The organism is Variovorax sp. NFACC27 (assembly GCF_048301545.1).
In the GTDB taxonomy this organism is placed as follows: domain Bacteria; phylum Pseudomonadota; class Gammaproteobacteria; order Burkholderiales; family Burkholderiaceae_C; genus Variovorax; species Variovorax gossypii.
Genome location: NZ_CP157613.1, coordinates 601,844 through 626,735 on the forward strand (window position 1 = coordinate 601,844; position 24,892 = coordinate 626,735).

Annotated in this window: 17 protein-coding genes; 11 read left to right on the top strand and 6 right to left on the bottom strand. The window is 69.8% G+C overall.

The features are described 5' to 3' along the window. Positions 1 to 29 precede the first annotated feature (29 nt). Complete coding sequence (locus tag ABL840_RS02815; RefSeq protein ID WP_093301450.1) at positions 30 to 1,007, top strand: LysR family transcriptional regulator; 978 nt, start codon at positions 30 to 32, stop codon at positions 1,005 to 1,007. Next, positions 1,004 to 1,711 (top strand): hypothetical protein, encoded by a 708-nt coding sequence (locus ABL840_RS02820; protein WP_418116180.1) that lies wholly within the window; start codon positions 1,004 to 1,006, stop codon positions 1,709 to 1,711. Before ABL840_RS02815 ends, ABL840_RS02820 begins: the two co-directional genes overlap by 4 nt. 6 nt (positions 1,712 to 1,717) lie before the next feature. Here ABL840_RS02820 and ABL840_RS02825 read toward each other — a convergent pair whose 3' ends face one another. Continuing rightward, positions 1,718 to 2,689 (bottom strand): LysR family transcriptional regulator, encoded by a 972-nt coding sequence (locus ABL840_RS02825; RefSeq protein ID WP_176947457.1) that lies wholly within the window; start codon positions 2,687 to 2,689, stop codon positions 1,718 to 1,720. A 74-nt stretch (positions 2,690 to 2,763) separates the two neighbouring features. Here ABL840_RS02825 and ABL840_RS02830 point away from each other — a divergent pair, with 74 nt between their 5' ends. The 9 genes from ABL840_RS02830 to ABL840_RS02870 all read left to right on the top strand — a co-directional run bounded on the left by ABL840_RS02830 (position 2,764) and on the right by ABL840_RS02870 (position 13,986). Further along, a complete protein-coding gene (locus ABL840_RS02830) occupies positions 2,764 to 3,321 on the top strand; it encodes a hypothetical protein (protein WP_093301455.1) in 558 nt (185 codons plus the stop codon). Continuing rightward, positions 3,312 to 3,728 carry a VOC family protein gene (locus tag ABL840_RS02835; RefSeq protein WP_093301457.1) on the top strand — a complete coding sequence of 139 codons (417 nt, stop codon included), beginning with the start codon at positions 3,312 to 3,314 and terminating at the stop codon, positions 3,726 to 3,728. The genes ABL840_RS02830 and ABL840_RS02835 overlap by 10 nt, the downstream gene beginning before the upstream one ends. Then, the gene (locus ABL840_RS02840) at positions 3,725 to 4,501 is read left to right on the top strand and encodes an alpha/beta fold hydrolase (protein ID WP_093301459.1); all 777 of its coding nucleotides are present in this window, start codon (positions 3,725 to 3,727) and stop codon (positions 4,499 to 4,501) included. The genes ABL840_RS02835 and ABL840_RS02840 overlap by 4 nt, the downstream gene beginning before the upstream one ends. A 30-nt stretch (positions 4,502 to 4,531) precedes the next feature. Beyond that, positions 4,532 to 5,344, top strand: a complete 813-nt coding sequence (locus ABL840_RS02845; protein ID WP_093301461.1) for an ABC transporter ATP-binding protein — start codon at positions 4,532 to 4,534, stop codon at positions 5,342 to 5,344. Between the two features lie 13 nt (positions 5,345 to 5,357). Further along, a complete protein-coding gene (locus tag ABL840_RS02850; RefSeq protein ID WP_093301463.1) occupies positions 5,358 to 6,254 on the top strand; it encodes an ABC transporter permease in 897 nt (298 codons plus the stop codon). A 59-nt stretch (positions 6,255 to 6,313) separates the two neighbouring features. Beyond that, on the top strand, positions 6,314 to 7,423 hold the full coding sequence (locus ABL840_RS02855) for an ABC transporter substrate-binding protein (RefSeq protein ID WP_176947458.1): 1,110 nt from the start codon (positions 6,314 to 6,316) through the stop codon (positions 7,421 to 7,423). Between the two features lie 18 nt (positions 7,424 to 7,441). Next, positions 7,442 to 8,563, top strand: a complete 1,122-nt coding sequence (locus tag ABL840_RS02860) for an FAD-dependent monooxygenase (protein WP_093301466.1) — start codon at positions 7,442 to 7,444, stop codon at positions 8,561 to 8,563. A gap of 786 nt (positions 8,564 to 9,349) precedes the next feature. Next, positions 9,350 to 13,072: an ESPR-type extended signal peptide-containing protein gene (locus tag ABL840_RS02865; RefSeq protein WP_093301769.1), complete on the top strand. Its 3,723-nt coding sequence runs from the start codon at positions 9,350 to 9,352 to the stop codon at positions 13,070 to 13,072. A gap of 32 nt (positions 13,073 to 13,104) precedes the next feature. Then, positions 13,105 to 13,986 (top strand): OmpA family protein, encoded by an 882-nt coding sequence (locus ABL840_RS02870; protein WP_418116181.1) that lies wholly within the window; start codon positions 13,105 to 13,107, stop codon positions 13,984 to 13,986. A gap of 53 nt (positions 13,987 to 14,039) precedes the next feature. On the opposite strand, the gene ABL840_RS02875 is transcribed toward ABL840_RS02870, so the two are convergent. The 5 genes from ABL840_RS02875 to bcsQ are packed head-to-tail and all read right to left on the bottom strand — an operon-like array spanning position 14,040 to position 24,891. Beyond that, positions 14,040 to 18,410: a cellulose biosynthesis protein BcsC gene (locus tag ABL840_RS02875; protein WP_093301469.1), complete on the bottom strand. Its 4,371-nt coding sequence runs from the start codon at positions 18,408 to 18,410 to the stop codon at positions 14,040 to 14,042. Further along, the gene (gene bcsZ / locus ABL840_RS02880; protein ID WP_093301470.1) at positions 18,386 to 19,594 is read right to left on the bottom strand and encodes a cellulose synthase complex periplasmic endoglucanase BcsZ; all 1,209 of its coding nucleotides are present in this window, start codon (positions 19,592 to 19,594) and stop codon (positions 18,386 to 18,388) included. The genes ABL840_RS02875 and bcsZ overlap by 25 nt, the downstream gene beginning before the upstream one ends. A gap of 7 nt (positions 19,595 to 19,601) precedes the next feature. Then, positions 19,602 to 21,914 carry a cellulose biosynthesis cyclic di-GMP-binding regulatory protein BcsB gene (gene bcsB / locus ABL840_RS02885; protein ID WP_093301472.1) on the bottom strand — a complete coding sequence of 771 codons (2,313 nt, stop codon included), beginning with the start codon at positions 21,912 to 21,914 and terminating at the stop codon, positions 19,602 to 19,604. Next, positions 21,914 to 24,082 carry a UDP-forming cellulose synthase catalytic subunit gene (bcsA, locus tag ABL840_RS02890; RefSeq protein ID WP_093301473.1) on the bottom strand — a complete coding sequence of 723 codons (2,169 nt, stop codon included), beginning with the start codon at positions 24,080 to 24,082 and terminating at the stop codon, positions 21,914 to 21,916. Before bcsA ends, bcsB begins: the two co-directional genes overlap by 1 nt. Next, complete coding sequence (gene bcsQ, locus ABL840_RS02895) at positions 24,079 to 24,891, bottom strand: cellulose biosynthesis protein BcsQ (protein ID WP_176947459.1); 813 nt, start codon at positions 24,889 to 24,891, stop codon at positions 24,079 to 24,081. The genes bcsA and bcsQ overlap by 4 nt, the downstream gene beginning before the upstream one ends. Between the last annotated feature and the right edge of the window lies 1 nt (position 24,892).

Here is a 24,892-nt window from a genome sequence, read left to right on the forward strand (position 1 = left end):
TCAGACCATCTTTGTACGAAGAGCCAACGATGTCATCGACCTTCACGCTCCACGATCTGCAATGCTTCGACGCCGTCCTGCGCCATGGCGGTTTCCAGGCCGCGGCGGAACGGCTGCACCGCACGCACCCTTCCGTGATCGCCTCGGTGGCCAAGCTGGAGCAGCAGCTGGGCATCACGCTGCTGGACCGCTCCGGCTACCGGGTGAAGCCGACGGACGCAGGGCGCGCGCTGCATCGCAAGGCGGAATCGCTGCTGCGGGAAGCGGGTGATCTGAAGACCTACGCCGAGCAGCTGGCCATGGGGCAGGAGGCCGAGCTTCGCGTCGTGCTCGGAGACCTGTGCCCGCTGACGCCCGTGCTGCAGCTGCTGGGCCGCTTCTTCGGCGCGTGGCCGCAGACGCGGCTTCATCTGCAGTTCGAATCCGTGACCGGGCCGTGGGAGCGCCTGCTCGACGGCGAGGCCGATCTCATCGTGCACCGGGTCGCCAAGAGCGACGTGCGTCTCGACTGGATCGACCTCGGAAAGGTGGCGATGGTGCCGGTCGTGGCCGCGGGCTTCCTGCCGTTCCCGATCACGGCTGCGATCACGCCGCAGCAGATGCAGCGCTTCACCCAATGCGTGATCCGCGACTCGGCCCGCCGCGCGCCCGAGACGCAGCACTACGTGGTCGAAGGCGCGCCGCAGTGCTCGGTGCCCGACATGCTGATGAAGAAGGAACTCATCGTGAACGGCATGGCATGGGGCCACCTGCCGCGCTTTCTCGTCGAGCCCGAGCTGAAGGACGGGCGGCTGCTGTCCATCGCGGGGCGGCACTTTCCGGGCATCGTCGAGGACCTCGTGGTCGCGCGGCTGCGCGACAGGCCGCACGGCCCCGTGGCGACTGCGCTGTGGGACTTTCTCGGCAGCCATGCGCCGCTCCTGAAGCCGACGCTGGGGCAGGTGCCTCGCGCGAGTGTCCGGGGTGCGAGCAAGCCCGCGAAAGCAGGACGCAAATCGACACGATGACGCGGAAGTCGCCGCCGGATAATGCGGGCTTTTTTGCTCAGCAGCCAACCAGGATGAGTGCCGCGGATTTCCTTTTTTCTCCCGAAGTGCAGAAGCTCCTCGCGATCCTGTACGCGGCACCCGATCAGCAACTTCCGACCGGCGAACTCGCGCGGCGTGCGAAGCTCGGCGAGGCCGATGCGGCGCTCACCGTGGAGCATCTCGTCAAGAGCGGCATGGTGAAGCGGCAGGCGGCGAAGGCCGAGCAGGCCGAGACCCTGCAGGTCGATCGCTCCTTCGTCTTCCACGACGAGCTGCGGCGCATCGCGTTCAAGTCGTTCGCCGTGGCGGAGCCGATCCGTTCCATGCTGCGGTCCAAGTTCAAGGACTCGGTCGTGCGCGCCTTCGTGCTGGGCGAGGACGCGCAGGGCACGGTGGAGCTGCTCGTCGTGCATGGCCAGCTCGTGCCCGACGAGGCCACCATGGCGGCGGCCTGCCAGAAGCTGTCGAAGAGCATGAGTCGCCACCTCAAGGTGCACGTCATTCCGCTCGGCAGGCTCGACGGCATGTCGCCGCGCGATCCGCTGGCCTCGAAGCTCGCCGCCGGCAACGTGCACGAGATCATCGCGCTCGGGGATACCAAGGCGCAGCTGCCCGTCGAGAAGGGCGGGCTGCTGCAGGCGGCGAGAAAGAAGCTGGCGACGCTTGCCCGGCCGTCCGCGTGAAAGGGTTCAGCCGGCGGAGCGCTTCATGCGCCGCGCCGTCTCGACCACCGCGCCGCGCAGCGATCGCACCGTGGGGTGGGCTTCGAGCTCCTTCAGCGTGAAGAAGCTCACCGGCGGCAGGTTCCAGCTCAGGCGGTAGGGGAGCGCGGCCCAGTGGCCCGCGGGCTCCATGCCGGCCAGCACGTCGCGCGCGAAGATGGTGATGGCGTTGGGCTCCTGGCGCAGCACCGTCTCGATGCTCCGGATCGCCGTGGTCTCCAGGATGGGCAGCGGCGGCTGGACGCCCGCGCCGACGAAGATCGCGTTGTAGGTCCTGCGCATGGGCGTGTTGGGCGGCGGCAGGATCCAGTCGAGCTGCGCGAGCCGCGCCCAGTCCAGCGGCCCGCGCGAGAGGCGCTTGACGTTCTTCGCGCCGACCACGAGGCAGGGTTCCTGCTCGTGGATGGCTTCCTGCACCAGCCCGCTCGCATCGCCGTCGTAGGAGCGGCCGATGGCGCAGTCGAGTTCGCGCGCGACGAGGCCGGCGACCAGCTCGTCCGTGGTGCCTTCGCGCACCATCACCGAAATGCGCGGCGAGCGGTCGAGCAGGTGCGTGAGCGCCGCCGACATGAGCTGCTGCGGCACCTGCTGCGTGAGGCCCAGCCGCAGGCGCCCGCTGCGCCCGGCTTCCAGCGAGGTGAGCACGCGCGTGGTCGCCTCGAGCTCGGCCAGCCAGCGCCGCGCGTAGTGCAGCACCGCGTCGCCCGCGGCGGTCGGCACCAGCCCCCTGCTGGAGCGCTCGAAGAGCGTGCTGCCGAAGATGTCCTCGACCTCGTGCAGCGCCTTGGTGATCGCCGGCTGGCTGAGCTGCATCTCGGCGGCGACGCGGCTGAGCGTGCGATGCCGGTCGATGGCCTGCAGCAGCGAAAGCTGGCGCAGCTTGAGGCGCGTGAGCAGCGCGTGCTGCAGTTCGACGGCGGGGTCGCGGGCTGTGGGCAAGGCCATAACTCCATGGTTATCGGGCTATCAGAAATTATTTCACTTTGGTGAATTGCGAGTCCTAGACTTTTCCCATGGACCCGATCAATGCACCGACGACCACCGGCATCACGGCCGGCTTCCTGGACGCCCTGGCCGAGGCGGCCGGCGCCGACGAGGCACTGCGCCGGATCGACGGCTGCCGCCTTCGGATCGCCCCGGGCAGCATCTTCAGCATCCAGCAGAACGTGACGACCGGGCGCGACGCGGCCGGCCAGGTCCTGCTGCGCCGCTTCTATTCGTCGGAGGCCGCGACCTTCCCGGTCAACGGCGCGAAGCGCAAGACGCGCACGCCGTGGACCGAACGTCTTTTCGTGCAGGGGCGCGTGTTCGTGGGCGAGGGCGAGCAGGTGCTCGCGCAGAACTTCGACGACTTCGACCAGATGCGCGCCTACGGGCTGCGCAGCGTGGTCAACGTGCCGATGCTGCAAGGCAGCCTCTGCTATGCCACCTTCAACGTCTTCGGCACCCGCGAGCGCTGGCAGCCGGAGGAGCTCTTCGGCATCCGGCTGCTGGCGCTCGCCGCCGCGCGATGGGTGCCTTCCGCGCCCGGGCTCGCCTACAGCTTCGAGGAGGAGACGCCATGCCTGTGACTGCCTTGCACCACTTCACCATCCGCTGCACGCCGGACGAGCTGCCGCCGCTGGTCGATTTCTACACGCGCGTGATGCGCCTCACGGTCGGCGCGCGGCCGGAGATTCCAGCGCCCGGCGCGTGGCTGTACGCGGATGGCCAGCCCATCGTTCATCTCTACGCGCACCTGTCGACGCCTGATGGGCCCGGCGATGCGGACGGGCCCGTCACCGGCCACGTCGACCACATCTCGTTCCGCTCGCGCGGCCTGGCCGAGATGCGCGAGCACCTTCGCGCACTGGACATTTCCTTCGCCGAGGCGCCGATTCCCGGCTGGGCGATCCGCCAGCTCTTCCTGCACGATCCGCGCGGCCTGAAGATCGAGATGACCTTCTGGATGGACCAGGAAGAGGGGAGCGCCGCATGACGAGCTTCGTGCAGGCGGGTGAGCTGCGCATCGCCTTCGACCGCGAGGGCGACGGCCCGCCGCTGCTGCTGATGCACGGCGCGGAGGCCTCGCGGCAGATGTTCGCGGCGCTGGTGCCGCATCTGTCGAAGCACTTCACCGTGATCGCCTACGACCAGCGCGACTGCGGCGAGACCGAGGGGCCGGAGCGCGCGTCGACGCTCGCGGATCTTGCGGACGATGCGCGGCGGCTCGTCAAGGCGCTGGGGTTCAGGCGTGCGCACGTGTTCGGTTCGTCCTTCGGCGGCCGCGTCGCGCAGGCGCTGGCGCTGCTCCATCCGCGCTCGGTCGATCACCTCGTTCTGGGCAGCACGTGGCCGCTGCCGAGGCCGTACGAAGAGCTGTGTCCCGACGCGCGGCGCCTGGGCGAGCTGCGCCGCGACCTGCCGGCCACGGCGGAGGAACTGGCGACCTGGTTCTTTCCCGAAGCCTTTCTCACGGAGCGGCCCGAACTGCGGCGCCTGTTCGCCAACGCACGGCCCGGATCGGCGCGTGCCACCCGGCGAGCCGAGACCGTGCAGACCGCGCTCGAGCAAGGCGTAGCCGACATCCTCGCGCCCACGCTGGTGCTGGCGGGCGAACTCGACCGCGTGGTGCCCGCGAGCGTGACGCTCTCGATGGCCGGCCGCATCCGCGGCGCCGATGCGGTGCTGCTGCCCGGCGTCGGCCACGTCACGGCGATGCAGGCGCCACAGGTGCTGGCGCAGCACATCGTCCGCTTTCTAGAGACCTGATCGAGACCTGAAACCCGAAGGAGCCAGGCCATGAGCACGAACCATGAACGCGCGGCCGCAGGCGCGCGCGGGCGCCCCGACTACATCCGCATCGAGGGGCTCTCCAAGCACTTCGGCGACGGCGGTGGAGGCGTGCTCGCGCTGAAGGACATCGACTGCAGCATCGAGCAGGGCAGCTTCGTGACCATCGTGGGGCCGAGCGGCTGCGGCAAGAGCACGCTGCTGCGCATCCTCGCGGGCCTGCTCGACTACGACATCGGCCGCGTGGTGCTCGACGGACAGCCGATCCGCGGCACGCGGCGCGACGTGGGCGTGGTGTTCCAGAGCTCGATCCTGCTGCCATGGCGCACCATCCTCGAGAACGTGATGCTGCCGGCCGAGGTGCTCGGCATTCCCGCGAAGCAGGCGCGCGAGCGGGCGATGCAGCTGCTGCAGATGGTCCGACTCGAAGGCTTCGAGCACAAGCTGCCGCGCCAGCTGAGCGGTGGCATGCAGCAGCGCGCCTCGATCGCGCGGGCGCTGCTGCACGACCCGAAGATCCTGCTGATGGACGAGCCCTTCGGCGCGCTCGACGCGATGACGCGCGAGCGCATGAACCTGGAGCTGCAGCGCATCTGGATGGAAAGCGGCAAGACGGTGGTGCTCATCACGCATTCGATTCCAGAGGCGGTGTTCCTCGGCGACAGGGTGTTCGTGATGTCGCCGCGCCCCGGCGCGCTCGAGCGCGTGCTGCCCGTCGACCTGCCGCGCCCGCGGTCGATGGAGGTGATGTCGCATCCCGCCTTCGCCGCCGCGTCCGCATCGATCCGCGAGCGTTTCTCGCATGCAGCTTCATTCGACTGACAGGGGGCTCCCGATGACCACCGCCATGCTCGCCAAGACCGATTCCGCCGCGCCGTCCGCGGCTAGCCCCTCGATCCCGGCAAGGGAGAAGCCGCGGCGGCGCCGCGCCAATCCGCTCGCGTCGACACGGGTGCAGTCGATCCTGCTGCTCGTCGCGCTGCTCGGGTCGTGGGAAGGGGCCGTGCGGCTCTTCAAGGTGCCGAAGCACCTGGTGCCGCCGGTGAGCGACATCGCCGTCGCGCTGTGGCGCGGCCTCGCCACCGGGCCCCTGGCGAAGGACGGCTTCTGGTATCACGGCGGCGTGACGGTGACCGAGATTCTTCTGGGCTTTCTCATCGGCAGCGGCGTGGGCCTCGCGATCGGCATCGTGGTGTCGCAGATGCCGAAGGTCGAGGCGCTGCTGGAGCCCTACGTCGCGGCGCTGCAGAGCGTGCCCAAGGTGGCGGTCGCGCCGATCATCGTGGTGTGGCTGGGCTTCGGCATCGGCTCGAAGGTGATGATCATCTGCCTGCTCACCTTCTTCCCGGTGCTGGTGACCAGCATTGCGGGCTTCAAGGCGGTGGACCCGGACCGGATCGACCTGCTGCGCTCGCTCTCGGCCACGCAGTGGCAGATCTTCCGCAAGGCGAAGTTTCCGAGCGCGCTGCCGTACATCTTCGCGGGGCTGAACATGGCCGCCGCCTTCAGCGTGGTGGGCGCGGTGGTGGGCGAGTTCGTCGGCGCGCAGGCGGGGCTCGGCGTGCTCATCCTGCAGATGGAAGCGCAGGCCGACACCGGCGGCAGCTTCGCGGTGTGCGTGGTGCTGTCGGTGATCGGCATCGTGCTGAGCGACCTGCTGCGCCGCATCCAGCGCCGCGTGCTGCACTGGATGCCGGCCGACGCCTCGCAGCAGCGGACGGTGAACGTCTGACCCGCGCATTCCTGATTCCGCATTCCCGCATTTCTTTTCGCATGAAGAAGGAGCGAGCCATGTTGACGCGACGTGATTTCGGCCTGGGCCTCGGCGCCCTCGGTCTTGCAGCCGGTCTGCCTGCACTGGCGCAGGCGCAGGCGCAGGGTGTACGGGTGATGAAGGTGGCGAACACCGCGGCGGTGAACGATCCGCAGCAGTGCTTCACCACCGCGGGCCAGCACCCCAGGCTCGACTTCTACAAGTCGAAGGGCGTGGACGTGGAGTACGTCAACATGTCGAGCATGACCCAGGCGCTGCAGAGCCTGCGCGCTGGGCACGTGGACTTCGGACCGGCGGTGCCGGGCATCCTGCTGCCGGCGATGGCGAAGGATCCGTCGCTCGACCTGGTGAGCGTCTACAAGTGGCTGCCGCGCAATGCGAACGTGATCGTCGTGAAGCCCGGCAGCCCGATCAGGTCGGCCGCGGACCTCGCGGGCAAGCGCATCGGCGTGCGCAGCCAGGGCGACACCGGCATCGTCATCACGAAGATCATGCTGGCCGAGCTGGGGCTGAAGGACGACCGATGCGAGTACATCGCCATCGGCGACGGCGCGCCGGCAGGCGCGGCGATCGACAACGACCGCGTGGACGCGATGGTGGCCTTCGACACCGCCGCCGCGCGCATCGAACTGGTGGGAACGAAGCTGCGCTACGTGCCGCTCACGCCGAAGTTCGCGCAGCTGGGCTCGGGCTGGCTGTGCGTGCCGCGCAAGCTGCTCAAGGACGACCGCAAGGCGCTGGTGGCGCTGTTCCAGGGCATCGCGAAGTCGACTCTCTTCTCGAACGCGAACCTCGATGCGGCGATCGACCTGCACTGGGCCACGTACCCCGAGAGCAGGCCCAAGGGCCGCAGCGAGAACGAGGCGCGCAAGGAGCTGGCATTCATCCTCAAGGACCGCAGGAACAGCTGGATGCGCCGGCCCGACGATCCGGACCAGCGCATGGGAGCGTCGTCGGTGGCCGAGTGGAAGGCCAACATCGAGATGACGGCCGAGAGCAGCAAGAACCCGAAGCTGGCCAGCGAACTCGGCGACCCGAACCGGCTGTTCACCAACGAGCTGATCGACGACATCAACGCCTTCGACAAGCAGGCGGTGATCCGGATGGCCAGGGAATTCAGGCTGTAGCAGGCGAAGGAGCAGGCCATGGACGTTCTCATCTCCGGCGCCAGCATGGCTGGCCTTTCGGCGGCCTGCTGGTTCGCCCGCCTCGGCCACCGGGTGACGGTCGTGGAGCGCGCCGACGGCCTGCGCCCCGGCGGTGCGCCCATCGACGTTCGCGGTCGTGCGCTCGCAACCGCGCAACGGATGGGCATCCTCGCGAGGATCGAGGAAGAGAAGGTCGCCATCCTCGAGCCGGCACCGGTGCTCGACGGTACGGGAGCGCAGGTCGCGACCCTGGACCTGCGCTGGTTCGCCAACGAGACCGACGACGACATCGAGATCACGCGGGACCGGCTCAACCGGATCCTGCTGGACGCCATACCCGACGGCGTGGAGTTCCGCTTCAAGGCCTCCATCGCGGCGATCGCCGATGGGGCGGGCGGCGTGGATGTCGTCTTCGCGGACGGGCTGCGGGGGCGGTACGACCTCGTCGTGGGTGCCGATGGCCTGCATTCCAACGTGCGCCGGCTCGCCTTCGGGCCGGAGAAGGACTACGTCCGGCACTTCGGTCACTACGTTGCGCTGGTCGATCTTCCGGCTGACCGGACGTGGCATCGTGCCATGCTCAACGTGCCCGGCCTCACGATCGCCGTGCGCGATGCGGGCGACGGTCCGCAGGGAATGATGCTCGCGGCCAGCCCCGAGATCGACTACGACTACCGCGACCTCGATGCGCAACGGCGGCTGATCGGCCGGCTCCTCTCCCGCGTCGAAGCGTGGCAGGTGCCCGCGATGCGCGAGGCGTTCGTCGATCCCGACGCCAGGGGCTTCTACTTCGATTCGGTCAGCCAGACCCGTATGCCGGGCTGGACGCGCGGCAACGTCGCGGTCATCGGCGACGCGGGTCACTGCGCGGCGCTGCTGTCGGGCATGGGAACGACGCTCGCGATGGTGTCGGCGGAACTGCTGGCGAGCACCTGGACCGAGGCCGGCGGCAACATGGAGGCGGCATCGCCGCTCTATCACGAACGCCTGCGGCCCTATGTGGAGCAGTGCCAGGCCTTCGCCGGCGAAGGCGCTCCGATCATGGTGCCGCCCACGCAGGAAGCGCTCGACGAGCGCAACGCGATGTTCCGCGAGTACGCGGCCAGGTTCGCGAAGTGAGCTGAACCGGCCGGCCGCCTGCTGCCGCGGCCCTGGGACCGGGGCTCGCGGCGATCCGCGAGGTCACGACCTCCGTCCCGCGTCCCTTGAAGCAGCCGATCGGGTTGGCGGTCTCGAGCTTGACGATGAACTCGCAGCCCAGGAGTTCGCCGAGGGCAGGGCATTCGAATTGCGGGGTGTCGAGAAAAACGCCGGAAATCTCTTTTCTCGCTGTGCGCATGCGTTCCAGGTCGATTCGCGTGTTTGGCCGACTGGTGCTTTCTTGCGCTGCCGGTGCTGTTTTTTGCGCATGAAGCAATTAATTCGACTTAGTTTGGATGGTTTTTGGCCAGTCATTGTTCGCGGGCAATGGAAATTCGGAAAAGCGGCCGTCAATTGGTCGAAAAGTATCCCAACGTACTCATGAAATCCTGCCTTGCAGGCCGGTTGCTTCCCTTTCCTCTCTCACCTCGCGTACGGGCGCGTCTACCCGTCCATCCCACCAAAGACAAATAACATTTTCATTGTCATTGATATCGAATTGATGATTACGAAGAATAACTTCATTGTCGAGCCCAAAATTGCATGGTAAGAAAATAATTCATTGGTATCTTTGGATTACTATTGAATTTGACGATTCAATTGAAAATTCGCTTTTATTCTTCCAAATGACTCCAAAAAGAGACATTTACGATTGCTTGATTCCATTCGTTTTTTTAGATTTGCCGGCTGCAAATAATTAAAAAAACCAGGGGCCGAATGGTCTTCAGCCATTCGATCAGCCTTTCAAACGGATGGATGGAGCTCATGAATAAAACTTACCGCTCTCTGTGGAACGAGTCCCTTGGCGCCTGGGTCGCGGCGTCTGAAACCGCCAGTGCACGCGGCAGCCGCGGCGCAAGCCGCGTGGCGGCCTCCGCCGCGAACGGCGCGCTCACGCTGCCCCCTTCAGGGCGCCTGCGCGCGGGGGTCATGACGGCATTGCTGACGCTGGGCTGGGCCGGATGCTCCCCTCCGGCGCAGGCACAGTCGGTCGACTGCTCGGCGTCGCCTTTCAACGCGTACAACAGCACCGCCTCGTGCATGGGGTTCCAATCGAAGGCCTCGGGGATCGGGGCCACCGCACTCGGCTCTCTTGCACAAGCCCAGACAGACGGCGGTCTCGCCGTGGGATACAACTCCCTCAGCACCCAGCTCAACTCCATCTCCTTGGGTTTCCAGGCCTACACCACGGGCATCAACTCCATCTATCTGGGCGCCCGCACCGGGCCTACCACCGGCGCACTGGCCGATGGCGCCATCGCAATTGGCACGGATGTGACCGCCAGCGCCGGCAGCACCGTTGCCATCGGCTCCCTGTCCCAGGCAACCGCGTTGCGCGCCGTCGCGGTGGGAAACCAGGCAATGGCAACCAGTGAAGCGGCCACCGCCTTCGGCAACGGCACTCGAGCGCAAGGCAACAGTTCGCTTGCGCTCGGTGCGCAAGCGATCGCTGTCGGCGACAGCACAGTCGCGGTCGGCCAGGGTGCCGGCGCGGGCTCGACGATCGCCAATACAGGTTCGGCCGCAGTGGGTATCGCGGCCGGAACGCTGGTCAGCGGCGCACAGAACACCGCCATGGGGGGAGGCATTGCGAGCGCGATGCGCGGCGCGGGTTCGGGCGTCACGGGAGCGCGCAACGTCGCCTTCGGCACAGGCGACGGCAGCGTCGCCTACGACGCCACTCTGAAGGCATCGGCGGGCAACCTGGTAACGGGCAACGACAACATCGCCATCGGCACCAACGCGGGCATCGGCGTCGCCAGCAACGCGACGACTTCCATCGGCCTCAATGCGAATGCCAGCGCGAACAACGCGGTTGCGATAGGCCCCCTGGCCAACGCAGCGGGCATCAGCTCCGCGGCACTCGGCAACCTCGCCAATGCTTCGGCGGACTTCTCTCTGGCCATGGGCAATCAGGCCCTGTCGAGCGGCGTCGGCTCGGTCGCGGCGGGGGCGGGCGCCAACGCAGCGGCCGATGGCACCGTGGCGATGGGCAACAACGCCACCGCCAGTGCCACGCGCGCGACCGCACTGGGATTCGGTACCGCGGCCGCCAAGAACGCCACCGCGGTGGGCACGCTTGCCGCCGCGACCGGTGAGCAGGCGGTCGCCATCGGCAGCAACGCCAAGGCCTCCGCGCTCAACGCGATCGCAATGGGCCTCAACACCATCGCCGACTCCGCAGACGCAGTCGCAATCGGCAACGGCTCGACGGCCACCGGCGGCAAGGCAGTGGCCATCGGTTCCGGCAACGTCGCCAACGGCAACGGCGCGGTGGCCATCGGCGACCCGAACACCGCCACCGGCAACGGCGCGATCGCGAGCGGCCTGGACAACACCGCCACCGGCAACGGCTCCGTGGCGATGGGCAACACCAACAAGGTCGGCGGTGGCGGCCAGGCCGTGGGCGTGCCCGGCACGCCGGCGCAGGGTGCGGTCGGCATCGGCTTCCAGAACACCGTGGTCGGACAGGGCAGCGTGGCGATCGGCAGCACCAGCCAGGCACTGGCGGCGGGCGCGGTCGCCTTCGGCGATACGGCCATCGCCAACAACGCGGGCGACGTGGCGCTCGGTTCCGGCTCGGTCACCGCGACGGCCGTGGGAACTTCCAGCGTCACCATCAACGGCACGACGCACAAGTTCCAGGGCATCAACCCCACGAGCACCGTCAGCGTCGGTGCGCCGGGCACCGAGCGCACCATCACCAACGTGGCCGCCGGCAGGATCTCCGGGACCTCCACCGATGCCATCAACGGCAGCCAGCTGTCCGCCACCAACGACGCGATCGCGGAGGTGGCGACCACGGCCGGCAAGGGCTGGAACCTGACCACGGCCCAGACGGGCACCGGCACGGCAACGGGCACCAGCGTGCAGAACATCGCTCCGGGCACCGCCGTCACCTACACGGCAGGCAACAACATCGCCATCACGCAGAACGGCGCCGAGGTGCAGATCGCCACCAGCGCGACGCCCAGCTTCACCAGCGTGACCACGGGCGGCACGGTGATGAACAACAACGGCCTCACGATCACGGGCGGCCCGAGCGTGACGATCACGGGCATCAACGCCAACAACACGGTGATCACCAACGTGGCGCCCGGCGTGGGCCCCACCGACGCGGTGAACGTGAGCCAGCTGAACACCACGATCACGGCCAACAAGATCAAGTACTACAGCGTCAATTCCACCGGCGGCGGCAACGAGGACAACCTCGGCGCAACAGGCGCCGACGCCATCGCCTCGGGCAAGAACGCCAGCGCGACCGTCGACGGCTCGGTCGCCATAGGCTCGGGCTCCGTCTCCGACCGGGCGATCGCCGCCGGCACGGGCAACATCCCCGCGGGCAGCGCGCTGATCCCGTTCAACACCGCCGACCGCACGCTCCTGGGTGCGCTCTCCGTGGGCAGCGCCACCACCTACCGCCAGATCACCAACGTCGCCGACGGCACGCAGGCACAGGACGCGGTCACGGTGCGCCAGCTCAGCGGCGCGCTGCAGTCCTTCGCGGTCACGCCGATCAAGTACTTCCACGCCAACTCCGCGGCGGCCGATTCGCTGGCCATCGGCACGGAGTCGGTGGCGGTCGGCCCGCAGACGGTGGTCAACGGCAACAACGGCGTGGGCATCGGCAACGGCGCCGTGGTGCAGCAGAGCGCGCCGGGCGGCATCGCGATCGGCCAGGGCGCGACCTCGCACCTGGCCGACTCCATCGCGCTGGGCACGCAGTCGTCCGCAGCCGCGGTGCAGGGCGTGGCGCTGGGCGCGGGCACCAGCGTGACGCAGGCCGGCGGCGTGGCGCTGGGCGCGGGCTCGGTGGCTTCGACGGCCGCGGGCGTGGCGGGCTACGTGCCGCCCACCGCGACCGACGCGCAACGCATCGCCATCGGAGCGACCACCAGCACGCTGGCGGCGGTGTCGGTGGGCAATGCCGCCAGCGGCCAGTTCCGCCAGATCACCGGCGTGGCGGCGGGCACGGCCGACAGCGACGCGGTCAATGTCTCGCAGCTGCGGGGCGTGCAGGGCACCGTCGCCGCCATCGACCAGTCGACGGTGAAGTACGACACCAACGTGGACGGCTCGGTCAACTACAACAGCGTGACGATGGGCGGCAGCAATTCCACCGGCCCGGTCACTGTGCACAACGTGGCGCCGGGCGTGGCCGGCACCGATGCCGTCAACGTCAACCAGCTCAACGCGACCAGCGCCGGCCTGAACAACCGCATCAACGCCATGGGCGACCGCATCGACGGCGTCGAGAAGAACGCCTATGCCGGCGTGGCGGCCGCCATGGCGCTGCAGATGCCCGGGAGCTACGTGCCGGGCAAGACGGTCATGCGCATCGGCGCGGGCTCCTTCAAGGGCCAGAGCGCGGTGGGCGTCAGCTTCCGGCGCACCGCGGAGAACAACGCCTGGAGCATCACCGGCGGCGTGGCCACCAGCCGTGCCGGCGTGGGCGCCACCGTCGGCGCGGAATGGGTCTTCAACTGATTGCCACACAGATGAACTGGACGAACGCCATCATGAACAGCAAGCCTCTCCAAGCCAGGACCCGCGCCATCGTTCCCATCGTTCTCGCCGCACTGCTGGCCGGCGGATGCGCGAGCCCGAGCTACACCGTCACGCCGCAGATGCAGGCCAGGGCCGCGTCGGAGAACCCGGCGCCCGCGAAGGACGACGACTTTCCCGCGCCGGATTCCGCGAAGTGGCGCCAGGGCGCCTTCCCCAGCCTGGAGGCCCTGCGCAACATGCGCACCGGCATGGGCAAGGACCAGGTGCGCGAGCTGCTGGGCTTCCCGCACTTCAGCGAAGGGCTGGGCGGCGCGCGCGAATGGAACTACATCTTCCACTTCCGCACGGGCGCGGGCCCGGGGTACATCACCTGCCAGTACATGGTCCGTTTCAACGACGACGTGCTGACCAACGGCATGTACTGGAAGGGACCGGGCTGCGCCGACCTGCTCAGGCCGCCGCCCGCGGCAGCCGCGCCTGTCGTTGCTGTCGCACCCGCGGCCGTCCCTGCCACGAAGACGACACTGGGCGCCGACGGCCTCTTCCGCTTCGACGGCCGCACGCTGGCCGACCTCCTGCCCGAGGGCCGTCGCAAGCTCGATGCGCTGGCCGCCGACATCGGGAGCAGCGCATCGGTGGAGACGGTCAGGGTCACGGGCCATACCGACCGGCTCGGCAGCGACGCCTACAACCAGGCGCTCTCGCTGGCCCGCGCTGGCACCGTCCGCGACTACCTGGTGCAGGCCGGCGTGCCGGCGCGGAAGATCCAGATCCAGGGCAGGGGCTCGTCGGAGCCGAAGGTGCAGTGCGCGCGGCAGGCCGCGCGCGCGGCGCTCATCGACTGCCTGGCCCCGAACCGCCGCGTGGAGATCGAGGTGCCCGCGGGGCGCTGAAAGCCGTCGCCCCGCGAACGAAGAAGACCCGCCCGGCTTCAGCCGTCAGCGCATCAGAGCAGCGGCGTGTAGGGCGAGGTCATCGGCCTCAGCGTGGCGCCGCCGCTGTCGTACCCGGGCACGCCGATGCTGTTCGAGCCGCCGAATACATAGCGCAGGTAGACGCTGCCCGTGAACTGCCGGTAGTTCTGTGCGTTGTTGAAACCGAGCGAGCCGCCGAGGAACATCTTCGGCGCAAGCTGATACTCCAGCACCGCGGCCAGGTTGTAGGCGAGGCCGGTCTTGGAGCTGCTGGCGTACATGTTGTTGTAGCTCGAGCTGCTCAGGCCCAGCGCCAGCGCCTGGTAGGCCGCGCTCGATGCGGCGGCGTTGCGCGACGGGTCCGTCGGGAAGTAGGGCGATGCCTTCTGGTTGAACGACTGCACGCCCAGCGAGGCGTTCACGCGCCACGAGAGCCGGTCGCTGCGTCCGCTCCAGTCGACCGGGAAGGCCACGCTCACGAAGCTCTGCGGGCTGAAGTAGCCGCCCTGCCCGAAGGTGTAGTAGCTCAGGTTCTTCTCGTAGCCCATCAGCCCGATGTTCATGCCCAGCGTGAGCTTGGAGTTCGGGTTGTTCAGCAGGTGCAGGTAGGCGCCGCCGCCGGTCTCCACGCGCGAGTTGCTCTGCACGTTCTTGCCGGTGATGCCGTGCGCGGCCAGGTAGCTGTACACGCCGTAGGTGCCGTCGTCGTAGCCGATGTCGCCGCGCACGCCGGTGGCGACCACGCCGCCCCAGCGCTCGTTGGTGCGCTCGTCCTTCGCGCCGGCGAACGACAGCACGCTGTCGGTCACCGCGCGGCGGGAGATGTCGGCCTTGTAGTTCCAGGAGTCGCCGAAGCTGCCCTTGAAGGTGACGTTGCCGACCACGTTGGTGGTGGGAAAGCCCAGCGGCGTGGTGCCGATGCCGGCCTCGAAGTTCTTGCCCTCGTAGCCCACGTTCAGGCCGACGCCCGATGCGTTCTGCTGGCCGGCCGACGTGCCGTTGCGCAGCGCGTCGAGGGCTGCGGCCGGCCCGCCGCCGAAGCGGCTGCCGGTCGAATAGTCGCTCGCCGGCGTGCCGGCATCGAGCACCGTGGGCGTCACGCCAACGACGATCTTGCCCTCGCCGACTGGGAAGCGCGCCTGCACCGGCAGCTGGAAGTCGGAGAGCCGGCTCAGGCCGGCCTCGCCCGCGCGGTTGCGGTAGACCGTGCCCGCGGTGAGGCTCACCGCGCGCTGCGACTCGAGTTCCTGCACTTCCGAGGCCAGCGTGCTCGCGGGCGCGCTGCGCAGCGGCGCGTTCCAGCTCGGCTCGGGGCGTGTATTGGCCTGGGCGTAGGCGGCATTGGCCTGCGGATAGGCCGGATAGCCGGCGGGTGCCGCCGCCATGGCGCCCTGCGCCTGCGGGATGTAGACCGGCGCGGCCTGCCGGCTGCCCGGCACCGGGTACTGCGGCACGGGCTGCATCGACGGCGCGACATAGGCCGAGGCCTGCGGCACATTGTTGTTCGGGCTGCTGTTGCGCGCCGTGCGTGTCGATGTCTTCGCGCTCGACTGGCGGCCCTTCGCGCCCGCAGCTGCCGGCGCGGCGGAATCCCACGGCAGGGCGACCGGCGCGGCCGCGACCGGGTAGCCCGGGTAGGCAACAGCCTGCTGCGCCACCGGGTAGGCCGATGCAGCCGGATAGCTCGTCGGGTAAGCCCCGGCCGCCGCAGCCGCCGGATAGACCGCGGGCTGCATGCGCGCCTGCGCGAACGGGTTGCCGTTGGCCGGCAGGGCGCCGGCGGGCATGGCCGCGCCCGGCGCGCCGCCGGTCATGCCGGCGAACGGATTGGCGGGCGGCATCTGCTGCACTGGCACGCCGCCCGGCGCGAAGCCGCCGGAAGCGACCTGCCGCTCGGCCTCCAGTGCCGCGCGCAGGTACTGCTCTGCCTTGCGGCTCTCGCCCGCGTTGCGATACACGCGTCCGGCGGCGGCCAGCACGCGCGACTGGTCGGGCGCCTGCTTCAGCGCGGCCATCACGTAGTTCTCGGCCTGGCTGTGCTCGCGCTGCGCGCTGGCGCTGGCCGCGGCGGCGAGCAGAGTGTCGAGGTCGGTCGGGCTGCGTTGCAGGATGCGCTGGTACAGCGCCAGCGCCTGTCCTTCGTCGCGCGCCGCCGAGTACAGCCGCGCCAGCGCGGCCAGCGCCTGCGGATCTTCCGGCCGCTCGGCGAGCACCGGTGCCATCGCGTTGTAGGCGGCCTCGAGGTTGCCGGCTTCGCGCAGCGCGTCGGTCTGGCGCAGCGCGAAGGCTATGCGCAGGCTGTCGAAGTCGCTGCGCTGGGCGGCCGTCATGTTGGTGCCCGCGAGCTGGCGCAGCACGGCCGAGAGTTCGATGTCCTGCTTCGTCTTGAGCAGCACCGACGCATAGAGCAGCCGGTCACCGGTGCCCGGCACCGGCGTGCGCGCCAGCAACTGGCGGCTCATGGCGAGGGCGCGCGGTGCGTCGCCGATCTCGGCATAGGCGCCCGCGAGCTGGCCCCACAGTTCGGCCGGCATGTCGGCGCCCAGCGTGGCCTCGGCCTGCGCGAGCACGCCGCGTGCGGCGTCCGCCTGGCCCTGGCGCGCCAGCGCGAGCGCGCGCGCGGCTTGCGACTGCGCCCACAGGCGGCGCTGCAGCGCCGCCATGTCGCGCGTGCGCGAGCCCGCGGGAATGCGTTCGAGGTACTGGATGCCGGCGGCCGCGTCGCCCGTCTCGGAGGCGAGCAGGGCGCTGGCGTAGAGCGCGTCGGGCATGTCGGGCTGCGACATCAGCAGCCCTTCCATCACGCCGCGCGCCTCGGACACGAGGCCTTGCTTGCGGTAGATGTTGGCCAGGTCGAGGCGCACCCACGGGCTGTCGGGCGCCGCGAGCATGGCGTCCTCGAGCGTGCGCTGCGCGCCGGCCGCGTCGCCGGCATCGGCCTGCTGGCGGGCGCGGTTGCGGGCCTGGTCGACCTGCAGGTTGCGCAGGCCGCCGAGCTGGGTGGCCTGCTCGGGCGTGAGGCGGCGCGACAGCGCCAGCGCCTCGTCGGCGCGGCCCGTCTGGCCGTACAGCGAGATCAGGCCGTTGAGCGCCTGCGTGTTCTGGGGCTTGCTCTCGAGCACGCGCTTGTAGCCCTGCTCGGCCTGGGCGTAGTCGCCGGCGGCCAGGCGCAGGTCGGCCAGCGCGTTCTGGCCCACGGCCTCGCGCGGGTCGATGCGCACGGCGCGTTCGTAGAGCGACTGCGCACCGCGCGCGTCGTTCTTCGCCTGCGCGGCGCGGGCCTGGCCCACCAGCGCCCAGTAGGTGGCGCTCTGCAGCGCCGAATTCCACTTGCTGCCGCCGCCGCGCGCCGCGCGTTCAAGCAGCTCCTGCGCTTCGGCAAAGCGTTCCTGGCGCAGCCGCACGAGGCCGAGGCCACCCAGCGCCTCGCTGTCGTCCGGCTTGGTGCGAAGCGCCTGCTGGAAGCGCTGCTCGGCGGTGCCCGGGTCGCCGCGGTCGAGGGCCTGGAAGCCTTCGCCCACGGGCACGCCGGGCGTGTTCGCGGCGGCCGTCCTGGCCTTGGTGAGCGTCTCCAGCCGCGCGGTCACGGCAGCGTCGTTCTGGTTGCTGCCCAGGTACTCCTGGTAGAGCGCGACATCGGGCTGGCGCGCGTCGAGCCAGATCAGCGCCTGGCGCCAGGCGGCGCGCGCGGCCGCTGCCACGGCGGGCTGCTTCGTCAGCTCTACCAGCTCGCGGATGCCCGCGCGGCGCGTGGACTCGCTGTAGGTCTTCTGCTGCGCGAGCGCGAGCCTGTAGTTCGCGTTGTCCGGGTGCTCCTTCACCAACTGCTCGAGGCCGCGGCGGCCTTCGTCGGCGCCCTGCGGCGTGCTTGCCAGCACCTGGTAGTACTCCAGCGCGAGCGCCTCGGGCGGCGGGCGGTTGTCGAACTGGCTGCGGTACAGCTCCACCGCCTCGGCGGCGCGGCCGGCGCGCGCGGCGGCGCGGGCGCGCTGCAGCGTGCTCTGCTGGCCGCCGGGCTGCTGCGCCTGCTGCTGCAGGCGCGCCAGGCGGGCGTCGTTCGGGCTCGCGCTGCGCAGCCGCGCGATCCAGCCGCGCGCCGCCTCGGTGTTGCCGCGCGACAGCTCGACCTGCGCCATGCCGTACATCGCGTCGGTCGACTGGGGCTGGATGCTCAGCAGCTTCTTCCAGCTTTCCTCCGCGAGTTCGGCGCGGCCCTGGGCCTGCCAGTAGTTGCCCTGCTCGGTCAGCGCCGCGCCGGCGTCGACCTGCGCCTGCGCGGGCACGGCGGCGCACAGCGCCGCGAGCATGCCGAAGCAGGCCATCCATTGCCGCGACTGCGGCGACAACGCGAAGGGGAAAGAGGGGGGACGCCCTGGCTTCAGGCCGGTCGATTGGGACGGCATAGCGTTCTCCATGAGGGTTGCAGCTGGCCGTTGCGGCCGAATTCGTATCGGCCGTCGTGCCAGGCCTGACCGAAAAGGAGCAGGCATTGTTCGTAGTAGGGCAAGGGCGCGGTGCCGGGCGCTGCCGGTGCGGCGCGGCCGCCGGGCACGCGCGCGACCTGGGTCGCCAGCGCGTCGGTGGCCCCCACCGCCTTGAGGTAGGGCAGCATCGCGCCCGCGAAACCGAGCGGCGCCATGCCCCGCCCGGCGCCGCTGGCGGTGTCGACGTACTCGGGCAGCGGCTGGCGCTCGGCCAGCAGCTGGCCCGGGCCGCGCAGGTTCAGCAGCAGCATCTTGCGCGCCGGATCCTTGTCGGAAAGCATGCCCGCCCAGAGGTAGGTGCGGATGGCGTCGTAGCTGCCGGTGAGCCCCTTCTGCGGATCGGCCACGAAGGCGCGCTCGTCCGGCGACCAGGCGCACCAGTCGGGCGCGAAGCCCTTGGGCGTGACCGCGCCGAACATGCGCAGCGTGTTGTCCGTGACTTCGCCCCACGGGCCCGTGGGATCGGCCTGCTGGAAGTAGCGCAGCAGCTGCAGCGGCATGTAGCTGGGGTTGAGCCGCCACGACGGCCCGCTGGCCACCGACTTGGGCCAGGGCAGCAGCATGCGGCCGAGGCCGGGCAGCGCCACCACCTCGTCGCGCACGGCCAGTGCCAGCAGGCTGCGGCCGAGCGCGCGGTAGCCGGCGTCGTTCCACAGCCGGCCGCCTTCCATCAGCGCATAGGCGATCCACAGGTCGGCGTCCGACGCGGCATTGGCGTCGAGCACGCCCCAGCCGCCCTCGGGCTTGCGGCCCCATTGCCAGGCGGGCAGCTTCTTCGCGAGGCTGCCGCCCGCGAGGTTGGCTTCGGTCCAGGCCAGCATGCGCGCGAAGGCGGCGCGGTCGTTGTGCACCAGCGCGAAGAACATGCCGTAGGACTGGCCTTCGGAGGTCGACTGCTGCTGCGGCGTGTTGAAGTCGATCACCCGGCCGTCGGCCTGGACGTGGCGCGCCGCGAAGGCGGCCCAGTCGGTGGCCGGGTGGCAGGTGGCGGGCGCCGGCTCCTGCGACTGCGCGGCGGCCGCGAGCTTCGGCAGCGCCAGCGCGAGCCCGGCCGCGCCGAGCAGGGCGCGGCGGTGGGCGGACGGGGTCGGCAGTCGTCGCATGGATCGCTTACTTGGTTTTCGCGCTGCCCACCGACAGGCGCTTGCGCGCCCGCAGCTGCAGGCCGGCATACGAAACGGCCGCGCCCAGCAGCGCCAGCACGAGCACCAGCCCGGCCAGCATCAGCGGGCTGCGCGACAGGTTCCACTGCACCCAGGCGATGGGCGGCAGGCGGCCGACGTAGTAGGTGTCGCCGCCGAGCACGCTGTTGACCTGCGTGTCGCGCATGATCGTCATGCTGCCCTGCACGCGCTTGAGCAGCTCGGGCGTCATCAGCGTGTTGAGCAGCGCCTCCTTCGAGTCGGGGCCGGTGATGGCGGCGACCACGCTGCGGCCGCCGCGCAGCGGCGACTCGAAGCCCGCGAGCACGGCGTCGCGGCCGTCGCCGGTGATCGCGATCTGCATCGAGCCCGGCAGGTCCTCGCGCGTGCGCGCGCCGATCACGAAGTCGATGGTGTTGTCGATCCAGCTGCCGAGCTTGATCTCGGGCGCCGCGCCGTTGCGCTTGAGCGGCATCTTGTCGGCCCACTGCGTGAAGAGCGGCTGGCTCTGCAGGTTGCCGATCACCAGCAGGTCCTTGTCGGCGAGCTGCACGGCTTCCGACGGAGTGCCCACCTTCACGCGCAGCGCCGGGTAGCCGGTGGAGCGGCCGATCTGGCCGAGCAGGCCGAGGTAGGTCTCGGTGTCGGCGCTGTCGGGCTGCGTGGGCAGGATCACCGCGGTTTCCGACAGGTCGGCCATGCGCGAGAACGGGAAGCCGCCGTTGGCGTACGCCGCGAGCTCGGGCATCGCGATGAAGTGCGGGAAGCCCGACACGTCGATGGTGGAGGTCGGGTCGATCGCGCCGCGCACGTTGTCCAGCTGCGGCACGCAGCGCCCGCCCACGGGCTCGAAGTAGTAGTGCAGGCGAAGCTGGCTGCGCGGGCCCATGGCCAGCGGCGGCAGGATCACTTCCTTGTGCTCGGCCAGCGTGCCGTCGGGCATCAGCTTCACGGCCAGCGGGTTCCACCAGCGGTCGCCGGCCGGGTTGGCCGAGCGCAGCGGCAGGCCGCCCACGAAGTTCTCGTTGACGTTGACGTTCAGCGTCGACTGGTCGGGCCGCACGCGCGGCGTGTAGCGGTAGCGCAGGTCGAGCGGAATGCCGCGGCTGCGCCAGGTGAAGAGGTCGGGCGGCAGCTGCAGGTTGACGCGGACCACGTCGGGGTTGTAGCCCGACACCGAGAGGTCGGCGGCCGTCGTCAGCTCGCCGAACTGCAGCGCGCGGTCGCTCGGAACCCAGCGCGGCGCGTCGTAGGGCTTGCGCGCCGGCGGCTCCTGGAAGGCGGTGACCGCGGCCGCGGCGCCCGCGAAGGCCTGGCTGTTGAGCGTCAGCGCCGCGGCGGCGGTGCGCAGGTCGGCCGGCGTGCGGCCCATCACCAGCAGCAGCTTGCCGGCGGCGTCGCGCGGGTTGTCGACCACGGCCAGGCCCGGGCCCTGGATCGCGGGCAGCGCGAGGCCCGGAATGCTCGACTCCGGCGTGACGAACACCACCGCGTGGCCCGTGGGCAGGTCGCCGCCCGACACCGGGAAAGTCGCGCCACGGTAGTCGGCCAGCGCGCCGAACCACGAAGACACCACGCCGGCCGCCTCGAGCACCGGGCCCGCGGCGGCGGTGCCGAAGACGAAGGGAATGCGCGCGCGCTGCACGTCGCGGCGGTCGAAGAAGGGCAGGGGCAGCTTCGCCAGGTCGTTCGCGAGCTTCAGCGGCGCCACCGTCAGCTTCAGCGCACTCGATGCGTCGATGTGCGCCCACAGGCTGGTGTGGGCCGGGTCCTCGCATTCACGCGTGTAGTGGCCCACGAGCTGGACGTTGATGCGGTTGAACTCGGTGATCAGGCGCCGGTCGATCGGGATCTCGGCCGTCTGCGGCTTGCCCGCGTCGGCGCGGTTCACCGGCAGCGTGGCCACCAGCACGTCGTTGACCGTGACCTTCAGGTGCGACAGCTCGGGGATCAGCGAGGGCGAGTAGGCGTAGTTCAGCTTGAACGACGCGGCCGTGACCAGCTCGTCGGCGCGCACGTTGAACGGGATGCCGATCGTGCCGCTGATGCCGCGCAGCTGCACGGCGTAGTCGATGCCCAGCTGCGTGAGGTTGTGCTCGCGCACGCTGGCGCTCGCGGCCGCGCCCCCTGCCGCCGGTGCGGCGACCGGGCCCGGCTGCGCCGCCGCGCCCGTGGCGCCCATGGCGCAGGCGAGGGCCGCGGCGAGCAGCACGGCGGTGGCGGCGCGCGCTGGCGCCCGGACGAGAGGCGCGTCGGGACGACGCGCGCACAGGGTGGACATCACGTCGATTCCTTTGCTTTGGCGGGGCGCAGCCGCGCGGCGGTCGCGCGGTAGTAGTGGCTGAACATGTCGCGGAAACCGGTGCCGCTGATGCTGATGATGTGGCCGAGCACGCGGTGGATCGGCACGCGCGGGTGGTTGCCCCAGCGCGCGGCCCAGATGTCGGCGCGCGCGGTCGTGCACTGCACCAGCGCGCGCTCCTGCGCGAAGCTCATCGGCGCGAAGCGCAGGCCCAGCCGCTTGCCGCCGCTGAAGCGCACCGTCGCGGCGAAGCGCGACTCCAGGTCGTTGCGATAGAGCGCGATGTCGACCGGGGTCTCGGGGTCGAGCTTCATGTCCTGCGGCAGCTCGACGCCGAGCCCGCCGCTGGAGAAGTCGAAGGTGTTGCAGCGAAGCGAGCGGCCGTCGGCGAAATACAGCGTGGCCGGCAGGCTGAGCTCCACGCGGTGCGAGCTGCGCAGCTGGCGCGACTCGTTGGCGGCGGCCACGCAGGCGCCCAGGATCATCATGTTGTAGACCGTCCAGGCCAGGTTGAGCCAGACGGTGGCGATGTTCTGCGGGTCGACCCAGCTCAGGCGCCACAGCCCCAGGCACACGCCGACGAAGTTCAGCGCCAGCAGCACCAGGCTGGCCTTGGCGATGCTGCTGTCGAAGTACTCCTCCTGGATCAGGCCGCCCTTGGCCGTCACGTTGAAGCTGCCCAGCTTGGGGTTGATGAGCGCCACCAGCGTCGGCCGGAAGATGTACCAGGCCAGCACCGCCTCGTAGACCTCGTTCCACAGCAGGTAGCGAAAGCGCCCCTGGATGCGGCTGTTGGTGAGGTTGGCGTGCAGGATGTGCGGCAGCGCGAAGGCGAAGATCATCGACGCCGATGCGTGGATCACGCTCGCGCCGAAGTACAGGTAGGCCAGCGGCGCCGTCAGGTAGATGAGCCGCGGCAGGCCGTACAGGAAGTGCAGCATCGCGTTCACGTAGCAAAGGCGCTGCGCCCAGTGCAGGCCGCGCCCGAAGAGCGGGTTGTCGATGCGGAAGATCTGCGCCATGCCGCGCGCCCAGCGGATGCGCTGGCCCACGTGGCCCGAGAGACTCTCGGTGGCCAGGCCGGCCGCCTGCGGCAGCGCCAGGTAGGCGGTGGTGTAGCCCAGGCGGTGCATCTTCAGCGCGGTGTGGGCGTCTTCCGTCACGGTCTCCACCGCGATGCCGCCCACTTCCTCGACGATGGTCCGGCGCAGCACCGCGCAGGAGCCGCAGAAGAAGGTGGCGTTCCACAAGTCGTTGCCGTCCTGGATCAGGCCGTAGAACAGCTCGCCCTCGTTGGGCACCGTGCCGAAGGTGTCGAGATTGCGCTCGAAGGGGTCGGCCGAGAAGAAGTAGTGGGGCAGCTGCACCATGCCCAGCTTCGGATCGCGCCCGAACCAGCCCATGGCGATCTGCATGAACGAGCGCGTGGGGATGTGGTCGCAGTCGAAGATCGCGACGAACTCGCCCGTGGTGTGCTTCAGCGCGGCATTGATGTTGCCGGCCTTGGCGTGGCGGTTGTTGTCGCGCGTGACGTGGGTCACGCCGACCTCCTCGCAGAACACGCGGAACTCCTCGCGGCGGCCATCGTCGAGCACGAAGATCTTGAGCTTGTCGCGCGGCCAGTCGATCAGCTGCGCGGCCAGCACGGTGGAGCGCACCACCGACAGCGACTCGTTGTAGGTCGGGATGAACAGGTCGACCGTGGGCCACTCGGCCGGGTCATCGGGCAGCGGCACCGGCTTGCGCTCCAGCGGCCAGGCGGTCTGCACGTAGCCCAGCAGCAGCACCACGAAGGCGTACAGCTCGGCCATCAGCAGGCCCACGCCCAGCACCAGGTCGACCGGGTTGTCCATGTACATGGTCTCGGTCACGCGCCAGTAGGTGTAGCGCGATGAAACGACGACAGACAGGAAGATCAGCACCAGGCTGGCGAAGCGACCGCGAAACCGGTTGGTGACGAGCGCGGCCAGGAATATGCCCACCGACAGCGCGATCTGCTGCTCGAAGCTCATGGGCGCGATGATCAGCGCGGGCAGCGTCGCGAGCACGGCGATCCAGCCGAGGATGCGCACCGGCAGCAGCCGCAGGATGGCCGGGGCAGGCCGCGGCGCGGGTTGCTGCAGGGGGGCGGACGGGGCGCTTTTCATCGGTTCGGTTCCATGGTCCGCAGGGAGGGGAAGGCGGCGGCCTGGCGGGCGGTCTCGATGCGCTCGAGCACCCGCTCGGCGCAGGAGGAGAAGTCCTCGGCCGCCTGGCTCATCGGCGCGTAGCGCTGCACGGGCGAGGCGGAGGCCAGCGCCTCGGGGACCGCCTGGTCCAGGTGGAGCACGCCCAGCAGCTCGGGCCGCAGCCGCTGGCGCAACATCTCGAAGACGTCGTTGTTCAGCCGCTTGCCCGGATCGACCTGGTTCACCACGTAGCCGGTGCCGAGGTAGTCGGCGCGCGGGCTGGCGTACTTGCCGATCATGCGTTCGACGATCGGCAGCGTGGCGAAGGAGCCGGCGTCCGCCAGCACCGTGACGACGCCGAAGTGCGCGGCGCGCAGCGCCTGCTGCAGGTAGACCGAGGCACCGGGCGGCGTGTCGAGCAGCACCAGCGTGCCCTCGGGCAGCCCGAAGCGCTGCAGCGTCTCGGCCAGCCAGCCGGGGTGGCGCGCCAGCTGCTGCTCGAACGAGATCTGGCGTTCGTCGTCGACGTCGCCGAAGGGCAGCAGCATCGCGCCGGCACTGGCCGGGCGGATCGTGTGGGCCCACGGGATCAGCCCCGTGGCGGCTTCGACCAGGCCGCTGTCGCAGTCCTGCGGTTCATTGGCGATGTGGAAGCGCAGGGCGTTCTGCGGGTCGAGGTCGATCGCGAGCACCTGCCGGCCGCGCTGCGCGAGCGCGGTGCAGAGATTCGCGGCAATCGTGGTCTTGCCTACGCCGCCCTTGGAGGAAATGACTGGGATGACAACCATC